The following is a 15,389-nucleotide window of genomic DNA, read 5'->3' as shown; positions in this document are numbered from 1 at the left end:
CCGATGCTCTTCGGCATCTACCCCGGCGGCGCGACCGGTGACGACACCGGCGGCCTGGCCACCGGCGCGCCCGACTCGCCCGAGCACATCTGTGCCCTGCTGGACGAGTTGCAGGGCCCCGGCCGCCCGTTCGTCGTGCGCGCGTACACCGCGTTCAAGGACACCGGGAGCACCCCGACCACGCCCGCAGACGCCGCCCGGTACGCCGTGCGCGGTCGACGGCTGGACCTGGTGGCGCAGTACCAGTCGGAGGCCGGCGACGTGGCCGGCTACTGCGACTTCGTGCGCTCGCTGGTCGAGCGGCACGGCGCGGTCACCGCGACGCTCCAGGTGACCGAGGAGCCGAACGTGACCGACAACCCGGTGCTGGACGGCTGCTACCCGGGCGTGCGGGAGGCGATCACCGCCGGGGTCGTCGCGGCCAAGTCCCACGCCCGCGCCCTGGGCCACGACCTGGCGGTCGGCTTCAACACCACGCCGCTGTTCGGCCCGGCGTCGTCGTTCCTCGCCGACCTGACCGCCGGCGACCCGGCGTTCGCGGACGCGCTCGACTACGTGGGCCTCGACTTCTTCCCGGACGTGTTCCGCCCGCTCGACGGCGACCTGGCCGAGGGCGTGGCGGGACTCCTCGCGCACCACCGCGATCTCCTGCGCGCCGCCGGTCTCGCGCACGTGCCGCTGCACATCACCGAGCACGGCTGGCCCACCGGCCCGGACCGGTCGCCGCAGCGGCAGGCGGAGGTGGTGGAGACGGTGGTCCGCGTCGTCGCCGAGCACGCCGTGCGCCTGAACATCTCCGGCTACACGCACTTCGCGCTGCGCGACGCCGACAGCGCGAAACCCGGGCTGTTCCACAACTTCGGCCTCACCACCGACGACCACACCCCGAAGCCCGCGTTCGCGACCTACCGCGCGCTGATCGCCGAGCTGGGCGGCTGATCGTTGCGCCGCAACGGGAAAGGCCCGCACCGGACATCGGTGCGGGCCTCGGCCGTGCGCGTGGTGGGAACGGCGGTCAGCGCTGGTCGAGCGGCACGAACGAGCGCTCCGGCGCGCCGGTGTAGACCTGCCGCGGGCGGCCGATCTTGGTGGCCGGGTCGTTGATCATCTCGCGCCAGTGGGCGATCCAGCCGGGCAGCCGGCCGAGCGCGAACAGCACGGTGAAGAACTTCGTCGGGAAGCCCATCGCGCGGTAGATCAGGCCGGTGTAGAAGTCGACGTTCGGGTACAGCTTCCGCTCGACGAAGTAGTCGTCGGCGAGCGCGGTCTCCTCGAGCGCCTTCGCGATGTCCAGCAGCTCGTCGGACGCGCCGAGCTTGCCGAGGATCTCGTCGGCCGTCTTCTTGATGATCGCGGCGCGCGGGTCGTAGTTCTTGTAGACCCGGTGGCCGAAGCCCATCAGGCGGACGCCGTCCTCCTTGTTCTTGACCTTCTTCACGAACGCGTTGACGTCACCGCCCTCGCGCCGGATCTTCTCCAGCATCTCCAGCACCGCGGAGTTCGCGCCGCCGTGCAGCGGGCCGAACAGCGCGTTGATGCCCGCCGAGATGGACGCGAACAGGTTCGCCTCGGACGAGCCGACCAGGCGCACCGTCGACGTGGAGCAGTTCTGCTCGTGGTCGGCGTGCAGCACGAACAGCAGGTCGAGCGCCCGCACCAGGTCGGGGTCGACGTCGTAGGGCTCGGCCGGGAAGCCGAACGTCATGCGCAGGAAGTTGTCCACCAGACCCAGGGAGTTGTCCGGGTACAGGAACGGCTGGCCCACGGACTTCTTGTAGGCGTAGGCCGCGATGGTGGGCACCTTGGCCAGCAGGCGGATCGTGGAGATCTCGACCTGGTTGGCGTCGAAGGGGCTGAGGCTGTCCTGGTAGAACGTCGACAGCGCGGACACCGCCGAGGACAGCACGGGCATGGGGTGGGCGTCACGCGGGAAGCCGTCGAAGAACCGTTTCAGGTCCTCGTGCAGCAGCGTGTGCCGGTTGATCTTGGAGGAGAACTCCTCCAGCTGGGCCTGGGTCGGCAGCTCGCCGTAGATCAGCAGGTAGCTGACCTCGATGAAGTTCGACTTCTCGGCGAGCTGCTCGATCGGGTAGCCGCGGTAGCGCAGGATGCCGGCGTCACCGTCGATGTAGGTGATCTCGGAGGAACAGGACGCGGTGTTGACGAACCCGCTGTCCAGTGTGACCAGACCTGTTGTGGCCAGGAGCTTCCCGAGGTCGATACCGGGCGCACCTTCGGTGGCCGGTACTACCTTCATCTCGTGCTCTCCGCCCGGATGGCGCAGCGCGACGGTACGGGTGTCGTTCGGCGCAGTCGTCGCGTCGGGCATGCAGAGTCCCTCTCACGCTAGGGCGGGGTGGCTCATGCGGATCTCGCACGCACGCGCGCGGGCGTGGGATCGCCCCGCACCGCAGCACCACCCCGTTGGGGTCCTGTCAGTTCTCCCACGCTAGTCAGAGGACGACCCTCCACACAGCCGCGGTGTGAACCGATTCTGTGAGATGGGACCGGCATCACATCCGGATGCATGGGTGGCTAGCGTGCATCCACCACGGTAGCCCTTCAGGGCTGTTTCTCCATCTCACGCGGGGTGAGAGCTAGGTCATCTCCAGCTCGCGTTTGAAGGGTGGCTCGGCGCCCGCCCTGGAGCACGTGATGGCCGCCGCGGCGCCCGCGTAGGCCAGCGCCCGGCCCCACCGCGCGGCGTCCAGACCACGGACAGCCTCGACGGACAGCGCGTCGTGCGCGTGCAGCCAGGCGAGCAGCGCGCCCTGCACGGTGTCGCCCGCGCCGATGGTGTCGACCACGTCCACGGGCGTGGGTGGGACGCGGATCACGTCGCCGGCGGCGGTCAGCACGGCCAGCCCGTCGCCGCCGCGGGTGAGCACGACGGCGGCCGGGCCCGCGCCCTGCCAGTCGCGCACGACCTCCAGCACGGCGTCCTCGGGCGCGTCCTCCGGCAGGTCGGCCAGCCACCGCGCGTCCTCGACGGACACCTTCAGCAGGCCCACGTGCGGCAGCCACGAGTCGTACCGGTCGCGGTAGGCCATCGGGTCGCGGATGAGGCCCGCGCGGATGTTCGGGTCGAGCACGGTGAGCGCGCCGCGTTCGGCCTCGCGCCACAGCACGCGCTCGTACGTGCTCGCGCCCGGCTCCAGCACCATCGACAGCGTGCCGAAGGACACCGCCCTGGTGCCGGCGGGCAGCGGGCCCGGGTCGGTCACCTGGCGGTCCGCCGTGCCCTCGACGTAGAACGAGTAGCGCGCCGAGCCGTCGTCGGCCAGCCCGACCACGGCCAGCGTCGTCGGCTGCTCGCCGCGCTGGACCAGGTCGGTGCGCACGGCCGAGGCGTGCAGCCGCTCGATGAGCCGGTCGCCGAACAGGTCGGTCGACACCCGGGACAGGAAGCTCACCGGCGCTTCGAGGCGCCCGGCGGCCACGGCCACGTTGTACGGCCCGCCGCCCAGCCGCGGCGCGAGGGCGCCCTCGGGCGTGGGCACGAGGTCGACCAGCGCCTCACCTGCAACGACGATCACGACTGGCTCCGTTCTCTCCGCAACCCGTCCAGCAGCAGTTCACCCAGCGCGGTGAACGCCTCGGCGTCCGAGACCCCCGCGCGCCGGGTCAGCACACCGGTCTGGATGCCCTCGATGAGCAGACCGGCCATCTCGGCGATCAGGGTCGCATGCACGTCCCGGAACACCCCGTCGCGGACACCCTCCTGGATGAACTCGCGGATCCGCTCGGCGGCGGCGCGGGCGTTGCGCTCGTAGGTGCTGCGCGTGGGCGCGAACGCGGACACGTCCGTGATGAACCGGGCCGACGCCCGCCGCAGCTCCTCGGCCGCGCCGGCCAGGTACGTGCCGACGCGGGCGCGGACGTCCGCGACCTCGGCGATGCGCTGCTCGATCCGCTCGGCCGCGCCCTTGAAGTAGCGGCCGACCACCTTCACCGCCAACTGCTCCTTGCTCGGGGCCAGCGCGTAGAGGGTGGATTTCGAGCAGTGCAGGCGGGCGGCGAGGTCGTCCAGCGTGAAGTGCGCGAACCCTTCGGCGAGCACGAGCGCCTCCAGCCTGCCCAGCAGCTCCACCTGCCGGGGCGTCAGCGGTCGGCGCACGATCGAGGTCATGGGCGGCAACTCTGTCACAGTGCCTGGCTCCAGTACTGGAGTACGTCCTACAGTACTGGTGACAGTACCCCGTGATCCGGAGGTCGACGATGCCCGCCGAGCGCCTGCTGCCCACCACCGAGGCCGAGGACCTGCTGGCCCTCGTCCGCGAGATCGCGCGCGACGAGCTCGCGCCGCACGCCGCCGAGGCGGAGGAGCACTCGCGGTTCCCGCGCGAGGCGTTCCGGCTGCTCGGCAAGACCGGGTTGCTCGGGCTGCCGTACCCGGAGCGGTTCGGCGGGGGTGAGCAGCCGTACGAGGTGTACCTGCAGGCGTTGGAGGAGGTCGCGTCGGCGTGGATGTCGGTCGCGGTCGGGCTGTCGGTGCACGTCATGTCCAGCTACGCGTTGGCGACGTTCGGGGACGACGCGCAGAAGTCGCGCTGGCTGCCCGACGTGGTGGCCGGTGACCAGCTGGGCGGGTACGCGTTGTCCGAGGCGCACGCTGGCTCCGACGCCGGCGCGCTGTCGACGCGGGCCGTGCGCGACGGGGACCACTACACCGTGAACGGGACGAAGGCCTGGATCACGCACGCGGGGGTCGCCGACTTCTACACGTTGATGGCACGCACGTCGGACGAGGGCGGCAAGGGCGTGAGCTGCTTCTTCGCGCCGGGCCACGTCGAGGGCCTCACGGCCGCCAAGCCGGAGCGCAAGATGGGCCTGACCGGCTCGATCACGGCGCAGCTGTCGTTCGACGGCGTCCGGCTGGAGGCCGACCGCCTGATCGGGGCCGAGGGCGACGGCCTGAAGATCGCACTGTCCGCTTTGGACTCCGGCCGGCTGGGCATCGCGGCGTGCGGCGTCGGCCTGGCGCAGGCGGCGTTGGACGAGGCCGTGGCGTACGCCAAGCAGCGCACCCAGTTCGGCCGCGCGATCATCGACTTCCAGGGCCTGGAGTTCCTGCTGGCCGACATGGCCGCCGCGGTGGAGTCCGCCCGTGCCACCTACCTGGACGCGGCCCGCCGCCGCGACCGCGGCCTCCCGTTCCGCCGCCAGGCCGCGATCGCGAAGCTGGTCTGCACCGACGCCGCGATGAAGGTGACGACGGACGCCGTGCAGGTGCTGGGCGGCGCCGGCTACACCCGCGACTTCCCGGTGGAGCGCTACATGCGCGAGGCCAAGGTGCTCCAGATCTTCGAGGGCACCAACCAGATCCAGCGCCTGGTCATCGGCCGCACCCTCCGCCACTGACCCGCGTGCCGAACGCCCGGGACCCCCGAATTATTCGGGGGTCCCGGGCGTTCGGCTCGCGGGACCCGGGTGGTCGACTCGCGGGTCAGAGTTCGGCGTAGAAGGGGTTGGTGACGACTTCCTCGCCGTTCTCGTAGCGGTAGACCTCGCGGCCCTCCACGAAGACCTTCAGGGCGCGGCTCATCACGTCCAGCGGGTCGCCCGACCAGATCACGACGTCGCCGTCCAAGCCGGGGCGCAGGGAACCCACGCGGTCGTCCAGGCCCATGATGGCCGCCGGGTTCACGGTGATCGACTCCAGACCCACGCGCGGGTCCAGGCCTTCCTTCACGGCCAACGTCACCTGGTGCACGAGGAAGTGGATCGGCACGACCGGGTGGTCCGTGGTGATCGCGATCCGCACGCCCGCACGCGCCAGGATCCCCGGGTTGCGCAACGAGCGCTGCCGCACCTCGACCTTCGACCGCGACGTGAACAGCGGCCCGATGATCACCGGGACGTCGCGCTCCGCCAGCACGTCCGCGATCAGGTGCCCCTCGGTGCCGTGGTTGACGATGAGCCGGTAGCCGAACTCCTCCGCCAGCCGCAACGCGGTCGCGATGTCGTCCGCGCGGTGGCAGTGCTGGCACCACGGCAGCTCACCCGACAGCACCCGCGCCAGCACCTCGGACGTGGTGTTCCGCTCGAACGCGCCGTCCGCCTCGTCCCGCTTGGCCACGTAGTCCTGCGCCTTGGTGAACGCGTCGCGGATCACCGCGGCCACGCCCTGGCGCGTGGACGGCAGCTTCTTCTGCTCCCCGTACACCCGCTTCGGGTTCTCCCCCAACGCGCTCTTCACGCTCACGGGGTTGCGCACCAGCATCTCGTCGGCCGTGCGGCCCCAGCACTTCACCGCCACGGTCTGGCCGCCGATGACGTTGCCCGAACCGGGCTTGACCACCGCGGTCGTGACGCCGCCGGCCAGGGCGTCGGCGAAGCCCTGGTCGGCGGCGTTGATCGCGTCCAACGCGCGCAGCCGGGCGCCGTTGGGGTCGGTCATCTCGTTGGTGTCCTGCCCGGCCCAGCCCTCGCCCTCCTCGTGCACGCCGAGGTGGCCGTGCGCCTCCACGAAGCCGGGCAGCACCCAACCGCCCGCCGCGTCGACGACCGGGACGCCGTCCGGCACCTCGACGTCCGAGCCGACCGCGACGATCTTCCCGTCCTGGACCAGGACCGTGCCGCCCTCGATCGGCTCTCCGACGACCGGGACGACGTACCCACCCGTGATAGCGACGTTCATAGTTAGCGACGCTAACGGTCTACGACAACGGGCGCAAACCCCACCGCCCGGCCCACGACTCGCCCGGCTCCAGCCACAGCAGGTCGATCCCGCTGTTCAACGCGTCCGGCGGGCACGTCATCGGCTCGATCGCCACCGCGCGGCCACGACCGGGGAAGTTGTCCGGCGTGTAGACCTGCACCCACTTGAAGTCCGGGTCCGCCCACACCTCGACCCCGCCGGCCGGGCCCTTCAGCACGTGCCGCACGAGCCCGTCCACCGGCTCGCACCCGCCGAACGCGGTGTCGAGCTCCACGCCCTCCAGCAGCCGCGCCACGCGGAAGTCGTAGTCGCCCTCCACGGGCACGGCCGGGCCGTTCGGGATCATGGTCTGCGGGTCCACCGGCAGCACGGTCGTGGCGGCCAGCGACAGCGAGGTCTCGTCCGTCAGGGAGGCGCCGGCCCGCGGGTACGGGTGCGTGCCCACCCCGAACGGGGTCCGCTTGTCACCCACGTTGGTGACGCCGTGCGAGACGGTCAGGCCGTTGTCGTCGAGCGCGTACGTGATGGTGGTGCGCAGCTCGACCGGCCAGCCGAGACCGGCGACGGGCGTCTCCAGCGAGATCAGCGACCCGGTGTGCTCCACGGTGCCCCAGATCGCGCGGCGCACCAGCCCGTGGATGGCGTTGCCCCGCGCGGGCTCGCCGATCTCCAGCTGCTGCTCCTCGCCGTCGAGCACCCATCTGCCACCGGCCGTGCGGTTGGGCCACGGCACCAGCACCGCGCCGCTGCCCATGGGCGGTTCGTCGTCGTACGTCTCCACGTACGGCACGCCGCCGACCTCGTAGGACTTGAGTCCCGCACCCTCGGGTGCGATGACGGCGCGTGCCGCGCCGTGGGCGATCTCCAGCATGGGTCAGGAGCGTATCCGAGCGACTCTCCCCTTGACGTAGTTACTAGACCGGTCTCTATAGTAAAAACATGCCAAGACGGACCGACACCCGGCAACGCGTGGTGCGCACCGCGGCCGACCTCTTCCGGGCGCAGGGCTACCACGCGACGGGGATCAACCAGGTGCTCGCCGAGGGCGGCGCGCCCAAGGGCTCCCTCTACTTCCACTTCCCGGGCGGCAAGGAGCAGTTGGCGGTCGAGGCGGTGACGTTGGCGGGCAACGACCTGTGCGACGCGCTCGCCGCCGTGCTGGCCGCCGAGACCGACCCCTCGAAAGCGCTTCCCCGCGCCTTGGAGCTGCTCAGCCAGGACCTGCTGGCTTCGGACTTCCGCAACGGGTGCCCCGTCGCCACGGTGGCGCTGGACGCGGCGTCGGACAGCGAGCCGATCCGCGTCGCCTGCGAGGACGTCTACGCCTCGTGGCAGCGGCTCATCGCCGAGCACGTGGGCGACGACGACCTGGCGACGGTCGTGCTGGCCGCCATCGAGGGCGCGCTGCTGCTCGCCCGCACCCGCCGTTCGCTGGACCCCCTGCACGCCGTCGCCGCCCGGCTCGGCGCACTCCTGGGAAGGACGGAACCGTGAAGGCGCACCACTTGAACTGCGGCACCATGCGCCCGTTCGGCGGGAAGCTGGTGAGCGGTGAGGGTTCCTACTTCCGGGCCGCCGAGCTCGTCTGCCACGTGCTGCTGCTGGAGACCGACGACGGCCTGGTGCTCGTCGACAGCGGTCTCGGCCTCGACGACGTGCGGCGGCCGGACGAGACGCTGGTGCGCCGCTGGCGGTCGATGGCCCGGCCCGCGCTGGCGGAGGCGGAAACCGCGCTGCGCCAGGTGGAAGCGCTCGGGTTCGCCGCTTCGGACGTGCGCGACGTCGTGCTGACGCACCTGGACTTCGACCACGCCGGCGGCCTGCGCGACTTCCCGCACGCGCGGGTGCACGTCTCGGCGGAGGAGCTGGCCGCGGCGACGCGTCCGGGCCGGTCGGGCAACGACCGGATGCGCTACCCGGACGCCCAGTGGGCGCACGGGCCGAAGTGGACTCCGCACGAGGCGACCGGCGAGACGTGGTTCGGCTTCGACGGCGTGCGCGAGGTGCGGCCGGACGTGCTGCTGGTGCCGTTGTTCGGGCACACGCACGGGCACACGGGCGTGGCGGTCCGGGTCGGCGACCGGTGGCTGCTGCACGCGGGCGACTCGTACTTCTTCCACGGCGAGATGGCGGCCGAACGGCACTGCCCGCCCGCGTTGGGGTACATGCAGAAGCGGATGCAGGTGCTGCCGGAGCTGCGCGTGGCCAACCAGAAGCGGTTGCGGCAACTGGTGCGCGACCACGGCGACTCGGTCGACGTCTTCAGCGCGCACGACGCCACCGAGCTGCGCCGCCACCAGGGAGCGCACGCGTGATTGAGTAGCGGTACTCATGACACCGGGCCCGGTCGGCGGGGACGCTTCGGCCATGACCGCGAAACCGCACTCGCCGACCACCAACGCCTTCTACGCGCAGGCGGTGATCTCCTTCGCCATCTCGTTGGCCGCCGTCGGCCTCGGTGTCGCCTACCTGCCGGTGGACGGCTGGGTGCGCGCCTTCCTGGCGCTCGGCCTGCTGTTCACCGTCACGTCGGCGTTCACCCTGGCCAAGTGCGTCCGCGACCGGCAGGAGGAGACCTACGTGGTGAGCCGCGTCGACCAGGCGCGGCTGGAGAAGCTGCTCGCCGAGCACGACCCGTACCGGGTGGAAGCGGCCTGACCGCCTACGCTGCACCGCTCATGGGAGCAGACCGATGACCGCCGCCGCTCTCGACGGCGTGGACGACGTCGACTGGGCGTCCCTCGACCACGCGTACGGCTCGGCGCGGGACGTGCCCCGGACGTTGCGCGCCGCCGTCGGCGAGGACGAGGCGTCGGCCGGCGAGGCTTTCGAGCACCTGTTCGGCAGCATCTACCACCAGGGCACGCTGTACTCGGCGACGCCGCGGGCGGTGCCGTTCGTCGCCCGGCTCGCCGCCGATCCGGCCACGCCGCGGCGCGCGGGCCTGGTGCACCTGCTCGGCGCGATCGCCGAGACCGGCGACGGCCCGCCGGACGTGCTGGCGGACGTCGACGCGGCGCTGGGGCGCGAGACGGGGCGGCTGCTGCCGTTGCTGGAGGACCCGGACGTCGAGGTCCGGCACGTCGCCACCTACCTGCTCGGCAACCTCCCGCCCGCCGCCGAGGTGGTGGCGGCGTTGCGGGCGCGGCGCAAGCGCGAGCGGTCGCCGCGCGTGGTGGCCGGCCTGCTGGCCGCCGCCGGTCGGCAGGCGCCCGCGCAGAGCGCCGAGTGGCTGACCGGCGAGCTGGCGCCGTCGCGTCCGGCCGCCGTCCGGGCCGGTGCGCTGTGGGCGATCGCGGACGCCGGGCTGCCGTGGCCGGAGGGGGCGACGGCCGCGGTGGTCGACTGCTGGCTCGACGGCGAGCCGGTGCGGAACTGGGTCTGGTCGGGGTACCCGTTCGCGGACGTCGTGGCGCGCGTCGACGGCGCGGAGTTCGCCGGGCTGTGCCGGACGTTGTTCGAGCGCGGGTCGGCCGACGCCGCGCGCCGGGCCGTCGACGCCGTCTACGAGCGGTGCGTGGGGTCGCGGGCGGCACGTGCGCAGAGCGCGCCCCTGCTCGCCGCCGCGGTCGACCACCCCGACCCGAACGTGCGGCTGTCCGCCGCGACCGCGGTGCGCGACGTGCCGGCCGCCGCTCCCCTGGCCGCCGAGTCGCTGGCGGCGGTCGTGGCCGAGCCCGCTCCGACCGATGTGGACTCCATCGAGGGACGCCTGTTCGGGCTGAGCCTGGACATCCTGATCACGCTCGGCGACCCGCGCTGGCGTTCGCCGTTCACCACGGCGCTCGTGGCGGGCGCCCTCACGCACGACGTCGTCGAGCTGCTCATCGACACCGGCGTGGCCTGCGACCCCGTGCTGCTGGACGCGGTGCGGCGGCGGTTGGCGGCGTTGCCGACCCGGTGGCAGCCGTCGTCCGACTACGCCGCGATGCTCGGCCGGATGCGGTGGCACAACGAGGTGAACACCCTCACCAGGCTGCTGCACCGGTGGGGCGCGGACGCGGCCGACGCCGTGCCCGAGCTGGTCGCGCTCGTCCCGCACGACCAGTGGTGGGCGGTCCGCGCGCTGGCCGTGATGGGTCCGGCGGCGTCGGCGGCGGTGCCCGCGCTGACGGGGGTCCGCGACGACCCGGCGGCGTCCTGGCGGCACCGGCTCGACTGCGCCTCGGCCCTCGCCGCGATCACCGACGACCTCGACCACGTGCGCTCCTGCGTGGCCGAAGCCGCCGTGAGCTCACCCGTCCCGGCCGCGCGGACCGCCTTGCGCCACGGCCTTCCGCTGGACGACCTGCTGCCCGCGCTCCGCGCCGTCGCCACCACCGCCGCGGGCGACGACCCGGCCACCATCCGGCTGCGGCTCGAAGCGGCGCGGCTGCTGCCGCACGCCGGCGACACCACCACCCCGCTCGACGCCGTCGCCGACGCGCTGGACAGCGCCCGGCACGTGGCGGACGCCGCCGAGCTGGCGGGCCTGATCGGACCACCGGCCGCCGCTCTGCTGCCCCGACTCCGCGAACTGCTGGCCGACGAGCACGACACCCACTCCGCGGCCCTCGCGATCCGCCGCGTGACGGGCGAGGCCCAGCCCCTCCTCGACGCCGTCCGGCAGCGGCTGGCGTGGGTCGGCCCGGGCGGCTGGCTGGTCGAGTCGCTGCGGGAACTGGGCGCCGACGCCGCCCCGCTGCTGCCCGGGCTGCGCGCGTTGGCCGAGCGCGACGCCGCGATGCCGGGCGGCGGCATCCACGGCCGCCGGGTCCGCCAGGACGACGAGGACCGCGAACGGCTCCTGGCCGTGCTGGCCGAACTCGACGCCTGACCCACGTCGACGGTGGTGGGCCGCAGCACGCGCCCCACCACCGTCGACGGGTCACTTGGACAGCTTCTCCGGGTCGAACGTCACCTTGCCGTGCACCAGGCGGTTGATGAGCCAGAGGACGACGCCGGCCGCGAGCAGGTACAGCGCGATCTCGTAGTCCGCCGACGCGCGGCCCGACAGCGGGCTCGCCAGGTACGCGCACGTGATCGCGCCGAGCACCGGCACCCACGTCGGCGCGCGGAAGTGCTTGTGGTCGACCTTCTCCTTGCGCAGCACCAGCACCGCGACGTTGACGATGGTGAAGACGACCAGCAGCAGCAACGCCGTCGTGCCGCCGAGCTTGGCGATGTCCGTGGTCGACACCAGGATGATCGCGACCCCCGACGTGAAGACGATCGAGATCCACGGCGTGCGGCGGAACGGGTGGACGGTGCCGAACACCTTCGGGATGATCCGCTCGTTCGCCATGCCGTAGACCAACCGGCTGGCCATCAGCATGTTGATCAGCGCCGAGTTGATGACCGCGAACAGGCCGATCAGCGCGAAGATCCACAGCGGGAAGCCCGGCGCGCCGACCTGCACGACCCGCAGCAGCGCCGAGGAGCCTGCCTTCGACAGCTCGTCGGCGGGGATGAGCAGCGACGACGTGATCGCGACCAGCACGTAGATCAGCGCCGCGATCACCATGCCCCACAGCATCGCGCGCGGGAAGATCCGGGTCGGGTTCTGCGTCTCCTCGGCCATGTTCACCGAGTCCTCGAACCCGACCATCGCGAAGAACGCCAGCGCGGTGGCGGACGTGATCGCGACGAGCGCGCTCTGGTCGGGCGCCGGGTCGACCTGCGTCAACCGGCTCGCGTCGCCGTCGCCCGCCAGCACCGCGTAGATGCCGATCGCGATGATGATCACCAGGCCGGACAGCTCGATGCAGGTCAGGACGACGTTCGCCTTGACCGACTCCGAGACGCCCCGGAAGTTGATCAGCGCCAGGCCGACGATGAACAGGATCGCGACCAGCGTCGCCGACACGGTGAACGTGTCGGAGAAGAACTCCTTGATGACGGATTGGAGGTACGTGCGCCCGAACGCGAGCGCGGCCGACGACGCCGACGTGATGCCCGAGCTCATCACCGCGAACGCCACCATGAAGGTGAGGAACTGGATCTTGAACGCGCGGTTGGTGTACAGCGCCGCGCCGGCCGCCTTGGGGTACTTGCCGACGAGTTCGAGGTAGCTGAACGCGGTCAGGAACGCCACCACGAACGCGATCAGGAAGGGCAGCCACAGCGCGCCGCCGATCTTGCCCGCGACGTTGCCCGTGAGGGCGTAGATGCCGGTGCCGAGGATGTCACCGACCACGAAGAACAGCAGCAGCTTCGGGCCGATGGCCCGTTTCAGTTCCGGTTGCTCCGGTGCGCTCGTCGCTTCCGCCATGCCGAGTGAGTGTGCCGGATCACACTGGACCGGGATAGTCGAATCGGCACACCTTGGGCAAGTCTTGATGTTCAGGGCCGGGCGGCAGCCCGCAGATCGGCTTCGGCCTGCGCGATGGCCTCGTCCAGCGCCTCCCGGAACGCCGCGATCTGCGCCGCTTCGAGTCGGACGCCGTCCACCCCCGACGGCAGGAAGACGTCGATCCCGCCGTCCTGGACCTCCAGCGCCATCACGTCCTCCTCCTCGGAGTAGCACCGCAACAACCACTCGCGCTTCGGCGACGTCACCTTGATGATCGGCTCCATGCCGCAACATTTGCAGCCTTGCCTTATTTTCGGCAATAACTCGATCGAGTGACTCTCCTTGCGATGCAATTTGCAACCCCCCTAACTTGATCGCATGGCACGCCGCGCTGGAACATCCGCCCGCTCCCGCCGACTCGCGCACGTCCTCCGCAAACTCCGCACCACCGCCGGCCTCAGCATGGACGCCGTCGGCGAGGCGGCGGGCATGTCCGCGAGCAAGATCAGCCGCATCGAGTCGTCGGAGATCGGCGTCTACCTGGACGACCTGGAAAAGCTGCTCGACTGCTACAAGGTTGCGCGCAAACAACGTGTCGAACTCCTCGACCTCGCCCGGCACGCCGAACAACGCGGCCTGTTGCGCATGAACAACCAAAACCTGCCCGAGGACTGGCAGACCTGGGCCGACTTCGAGGACGAAGCAAGTTCACTGCTCAACTACGAGCCCTTGATGATCCCAGGCCTGCTGCAAACACCGGAGTACGCGCGGTCGATTATCGCAGCGACCGGACAAGGGCTCACCGAGGCCCAGGTGGATGCCCTCGCGACCAGTCGAATGGCGCGCCAGGGGTTGCTCAGCCGCAACACTCCGCTCAAGTTGAGCGTGATCATCGAGCAGAGCGTTCTGGAGCGCCCATTCCACGACCCGGGGGCGCACCGCCGCCAGATCCGGCATCTCATCGACGCCGGGGAAAGGCCCAACGTCACCGTGCGGGTCATGCCGACCGATGCAGAACTGCACGGCGGCCTCAACGGACCGTTCGTGATCCTGGAGTACGACGACGAGCCGAGCCTGGTGCTGCTGGAGAACAAGGTCGCGAGCCTGTTCATCGACGAGGAGGACCAGATCGAGGTGTTCGAGGCGACGTGGGCCGCACTGCGGCGTTCGGCCTACACCGAGGAGGAGACGCTGGATCACCTCAAGGGACTTGCGTGAAACGATGGGCGAATGACCCTGTGGCGTAAGAGCTCCCGCAGCAACAGCAGCGCCAACTGCGTGGAGGTGGCGCACCTCCCGGCACAGGCGGCGACACTGGCGGCAACCCGGGTGGCGGCCCGGGACTCGAAGAACCCCGCTCCCACCATCACCTTCCCCGCCGCGTCGTGGGCGCGGTTCCTGCGGGCTCAGTAGTCCTCCCACAGGTCGAAGTCGGAGCTGTTCGGGCCGGCCGTGTCGTCCACCCCGATGGCGGCCAGGTCCGCCGACGTCACGGTCGTGCCCGCGCGATCGCCGAGGAACACCTCGACCAGCGACTCCAGCACGTCCAGGTGGGCGTCGCGCGACCGGTCGTTGCACGCGGCGATCCGGTGCAGGCCGTCGAGGACGTGCCGCTGCGCCGGGGTGCCCGCCAACTGCCGGTAGAGCAGCCCGGCCTCCGCCATCCCCTCACCCGGCGCGGTGATCTTGACGTACGACGACGCCGTGGTGCGGAACAGCATGAACAGCGCGGCTTGATCACGCGGCACCCGGTCGTGCTCCAGCGTGAGCCCGAACAGCCGCTGCAACCCGTCCAGGACCCGCAACCGGTGCTCGCGCAGCGCGGCGTTGAAGGCGTTGCTCGCGTAGTAGCCCTGCTTGGCGTCCGGGTGGGCGTCGAGGAACGCCTGCACGAACGCCCGGCGGTCGTAGGTGATCACCCGGCTAGTCCACCACGCTGATCACCACGTTGCCCCGCTTGTGCCCGGAGTCGACGTACCGGCGGGCCTCGGCGATGCGCTCCAACGGGTAGGTCCGGTCCACCACGACCCGCAGCCGCCCGTCCTCCGTCATCTCCTTGACGACGAGCAACCCGGCGTTCTTGCGCACCGACATGCCGAACACGACGTCGCACGCGCCGAACAGCTTGGCCGGCTGCACCGCGCACGTGCCGATGCTGCCGGACGCGCCGTTGACCACCCGTCCCCACCGCGGCTCACCCCGCCGCATCGCGCACTCCGCCGACGTCACCGTCGTCGCGCGCACCTCGATCAGCACGTCGTCCTTCCCGGGAACGGGCACGGCCGACTCCACGACCCGGACCACCTCCGGCGGACCGAACCTGGTGTGCACGGCAGCTCTCGTGCCGGGGGACGCTAACCGGCGAGTCTTAATGACCCGTGTCAAGTGGCTGTGGGCGCTGGTGTGGCGGAACTTGTCGTTGTGAACGGCCGGTTGTCGCGCAACAGTGCCCACAGC

General features: G+C 71.3%; 17 protein-coding genes. 8 read left to right on the top strand and 9 right to left on the bottom strand.

The window, feature by feature from the left end; genetic code table 11:
- The first annotated feature begins 3 nt into the window (after positions 1-3).
- Positions 4-939, top strand: coding sequence for a hypothetical protein (locus tag ACZ7GX_RS39775; RefSeq protein WP_498784920.1), 936 nt, complete (start codon positions 4-6; stop codon positions 937-939).
- Between the two features lie 76 nt (positions 940-1,015).
- Here ACZ7GX_RS39775 and ACZ7GX_RS39770 read toward each other — a convergent pair whose 3' ends face one another.
- From ACZ7GX_RS39770 to ACZ7GX_RS39760, 3 genes are all read right to left on the bottom strand, one after another.
- Positions 1,016-2,329: a citrate synthase gene (locus ACZ7GX_RS39770; RefSeq protein ID WP_498784918.1), complete on the bottom strand. Its 1,314-nt coding sequence runs from the start codon at positions 2,327-2,329 to the stop codon at positions 1,016-1,018.
- 268 nt (positions 2,330-2,597) lie between these two features.
- Positions 2,598-3,536 carry a carbohydrate kinase family protein gene (locus tag ACZ7GX_RS39765; RefSeq protein WP_498784916.1) on the bottom strand — a complete coding sequence of 313 codons (939 nt, stop codon included), beginning with the start codon at positions 3,534-3,536 and terminating at the stop codon, positions 2,598-2,600.
- The gene (locus ACZ7GX_RS39760; RefSeq protein ID WP_498784914.1) at positions 3,533-4,129 is read right to left on the bottom strand and encodes a TetR/AcrR family transcriptional regulator; all 597 of its coding nucleotides are present in this window, start codon (positions 4,127-4,129) and stop codon (positions 3,533-3,535) included. Before ACZ7GX_RS39760 ends, ACZ7GX_RS39765 begins: the two co-directional genes overlap by 4 nt.
- 89 nt (positions 4,130-4,218) lie before the next feature.
- Here ACZ7GX_RS39760 and ACZ7GX_RS39755 point away from each other — a divergent pair, with 89 nt between their 5' ends.
- A complete protein-coding gene (locus tag ACZ7GX_RS39755; protein ID WP_498784912.1) occupies positions 4,219-5,361 on the top strand; it encodes an acyl-CoA dehydrogenase family protein in 1,143 nt (380 codons plus the stop codon).
- Between the two features lie 85 nt (positions 5,362-5,446).
- On the opposite strand, the gene ACZ7GX_RS39750 is transcribed toward ACZ7GX_RS39755, so the two are convergent.
- The gene (locus ACZ7GX_RS39750) at positions 5,447-6,640 is read right to left on the bottom strand and encodes an amidohydrolase (protein WP_498784910.1); all 1,194 of its coding nucleotides are present in this window, start codon (positions 6,638-6,640) and stop codon (positions 5,447-5,449) included.
- Between the two features lie 19 nt (positions 6,641-6,659).
- Positions 6,660-7,532 carry an aldose 1-epimerase family protein gene (locus ACZ7GX_RS39745; RefSeq protein ID WP_498784908.1) on the bottom strand — a complete coding sequence of 291 codons (873 nt, stop codon included), beginning with the start codon at positions 7,530-7,532 and terminating at the stop codon, positions 6,660-6,662.
- A gap of 68 nt (positions 7,533-7,600) precedes the next feature.
- On the opposite strand from ACZ7GX_RS39745, the gene ACZ7GX_RS39740 reads away from it, so the two are divergent.
- Genes ACZ7GX_RS39740 through ACZ7GX_RS39725 form a run of 4 tightly spaced genes read left to right on the top strand, consistent with a single transcriptional unit; the run spans position 7,601 to position 11,477 of the window.
- Positions 7,601-8,155: a TetR/AcrR family transcriptional regulator gene (locus ACZ7GX_RS39740; RefSeq protein WP_498784906.1), complete on the top strand. Its 555-nt coding sequence runs from the start codon at positions 7,601-7,603 to the stop codon at positions 8,153-8,155.
- Complete coding sequence (locus ACZ7GX_RS39735; RefSeq protein WP_498784904.1) at positions 8,152-8,976, top strand: MBL fold metallo-hydrolase; 825 nt, start codon at positions 8,152-8,154, stop codon at positions 8,974-8,976. Before ACZ7GX_RS39740 ends, ACZ7GX_RS39735 begins: the two co-directional genes overlap by 4 nt.
- Positions 8,977-9,028: 52 nt before the next feature.
- Entirely contained in the window at positions 9,029-9,319 is a 291-nt protein-coding gene (locus ACZ7GX_RS39730; protein ID WP_367132781.1) for a YiaA/YiaB family inner membrane protein, read from the top strand.
- Positions 9,320-9,353: 34 nt separating this feature from the next.
- The gene (locus tag ACZ7GX_RS39725; RefSeq protein ID WP_498784902.1) at positions 9,354-11,477 is read left to right on the top strand and encodes a hypothetical protein; all 2,124 of its coding nucleotides are present in this window, start codon (positions 9,354-9,356) and stop codon (positions 11,475-11,477) included.
- A 51-nt stretch (positions 11,478-11,528) separates the two neighbouring features.
- Here ACZ7GX_RS39725 and ACZ7GX_RS39720 read toward each other — a convergent pair whose 3' ends face one another.
- Entirely contained in the window at positions 11,529-12,911 is a 1,383-nt protein-coding gene (locus ACZ7GX_RS39720) for an APC family permease (RefSeq protein WP_498784901.1), read from the bottom strand.
- 71 nt (positions 12,912-12,982) lie between these two features.
- Complete coding sequence (locus ACZ7GX_RS39715; RefSeq protein WP_498784899.1) at positions 12,983-13,216, bottom strand: hypothetical protein; 234 nt, start codon at positions 13,214-13,216, stop codon at positions 12,983-12,985.
- Between the two features lie 94 nt (positions 13,217-13,310).
- Between ACZ7GX_RS39715 and ACZ7GX_RS39710 the strand changes: the two genes are divergently transcribed.
- Positions 13,311-14,150, top strand: a complete 840-nt coding sequence (locus tag ACZ7GX_RS39710) for a helix-turn-helix domain-containing protein (protein WP_498784897.1) — start codon at positions 13,311-13,313, stop codon at positions 14,148-14,150.
- A 12-nt stretch (positions 14,151-14,162) separates the two neighbouring features.
- The gene (locus ACZ7GX_RS39705) at positions 14,163-14,345 is read left to right on the top strand and encodes a DUF397 domain-containing protein (RefSeq protein WP_498784895.1); all 183 of its coding nucleotides are present in this window, start codon (positions 14,163-14,165) and stop codon (positions 14,343-14,345) included.
- On the opposite strand, the gene ACZ7GX_RS39700 is transcribed toward ACZ7GX_RS39705, so the two are convergent.
- Both ACZ7GX_RS39700 and ACZ7GX_RS39695 read right to left on the bottom strand, forming a co-directional pair.
- Positions 14,339-14,851, bottom strand: coding sequence for a hypothetical protein (locus ACZ7GX_RS39700; RefSeq protein WP_498784893.1), 513 nt, complete (start codon positions 14,849-14,851; stop codon positions 14,339-14,341). The two genes, ACZ7GX_RS39705 and ACZ7GX_RS39700, sit on opposite strands and share 7 nt — an antisense overlap.
- Positions 14,852-14,855: 4 nt before the next feature.
- Positions 14,856-15,263 carry a zinc-binding dehydrogenase gene (locus tag ACZ7GX_RS39695; RefSeq protein WP_498784891.1) on the bottom strand — a complete coding sequence of 136 codons (408 nt, stop codon included), beginning with the start codon at positions 15,261-15,263 and terminating at the stop codon, positions 14,856-14,858.
- Positions 15,264-15,389 lie beyond the last annotated feature (126 nt).

It is taken from the genome of Actinosynnema sp. NPDC037264 (genome assembly GCF_055603705.1).
The sequence above is the reverse complement of the archived record's forward strand: the minus strand, read 5'-3'. Positions and strand labels throughout refer to the sequence as shown.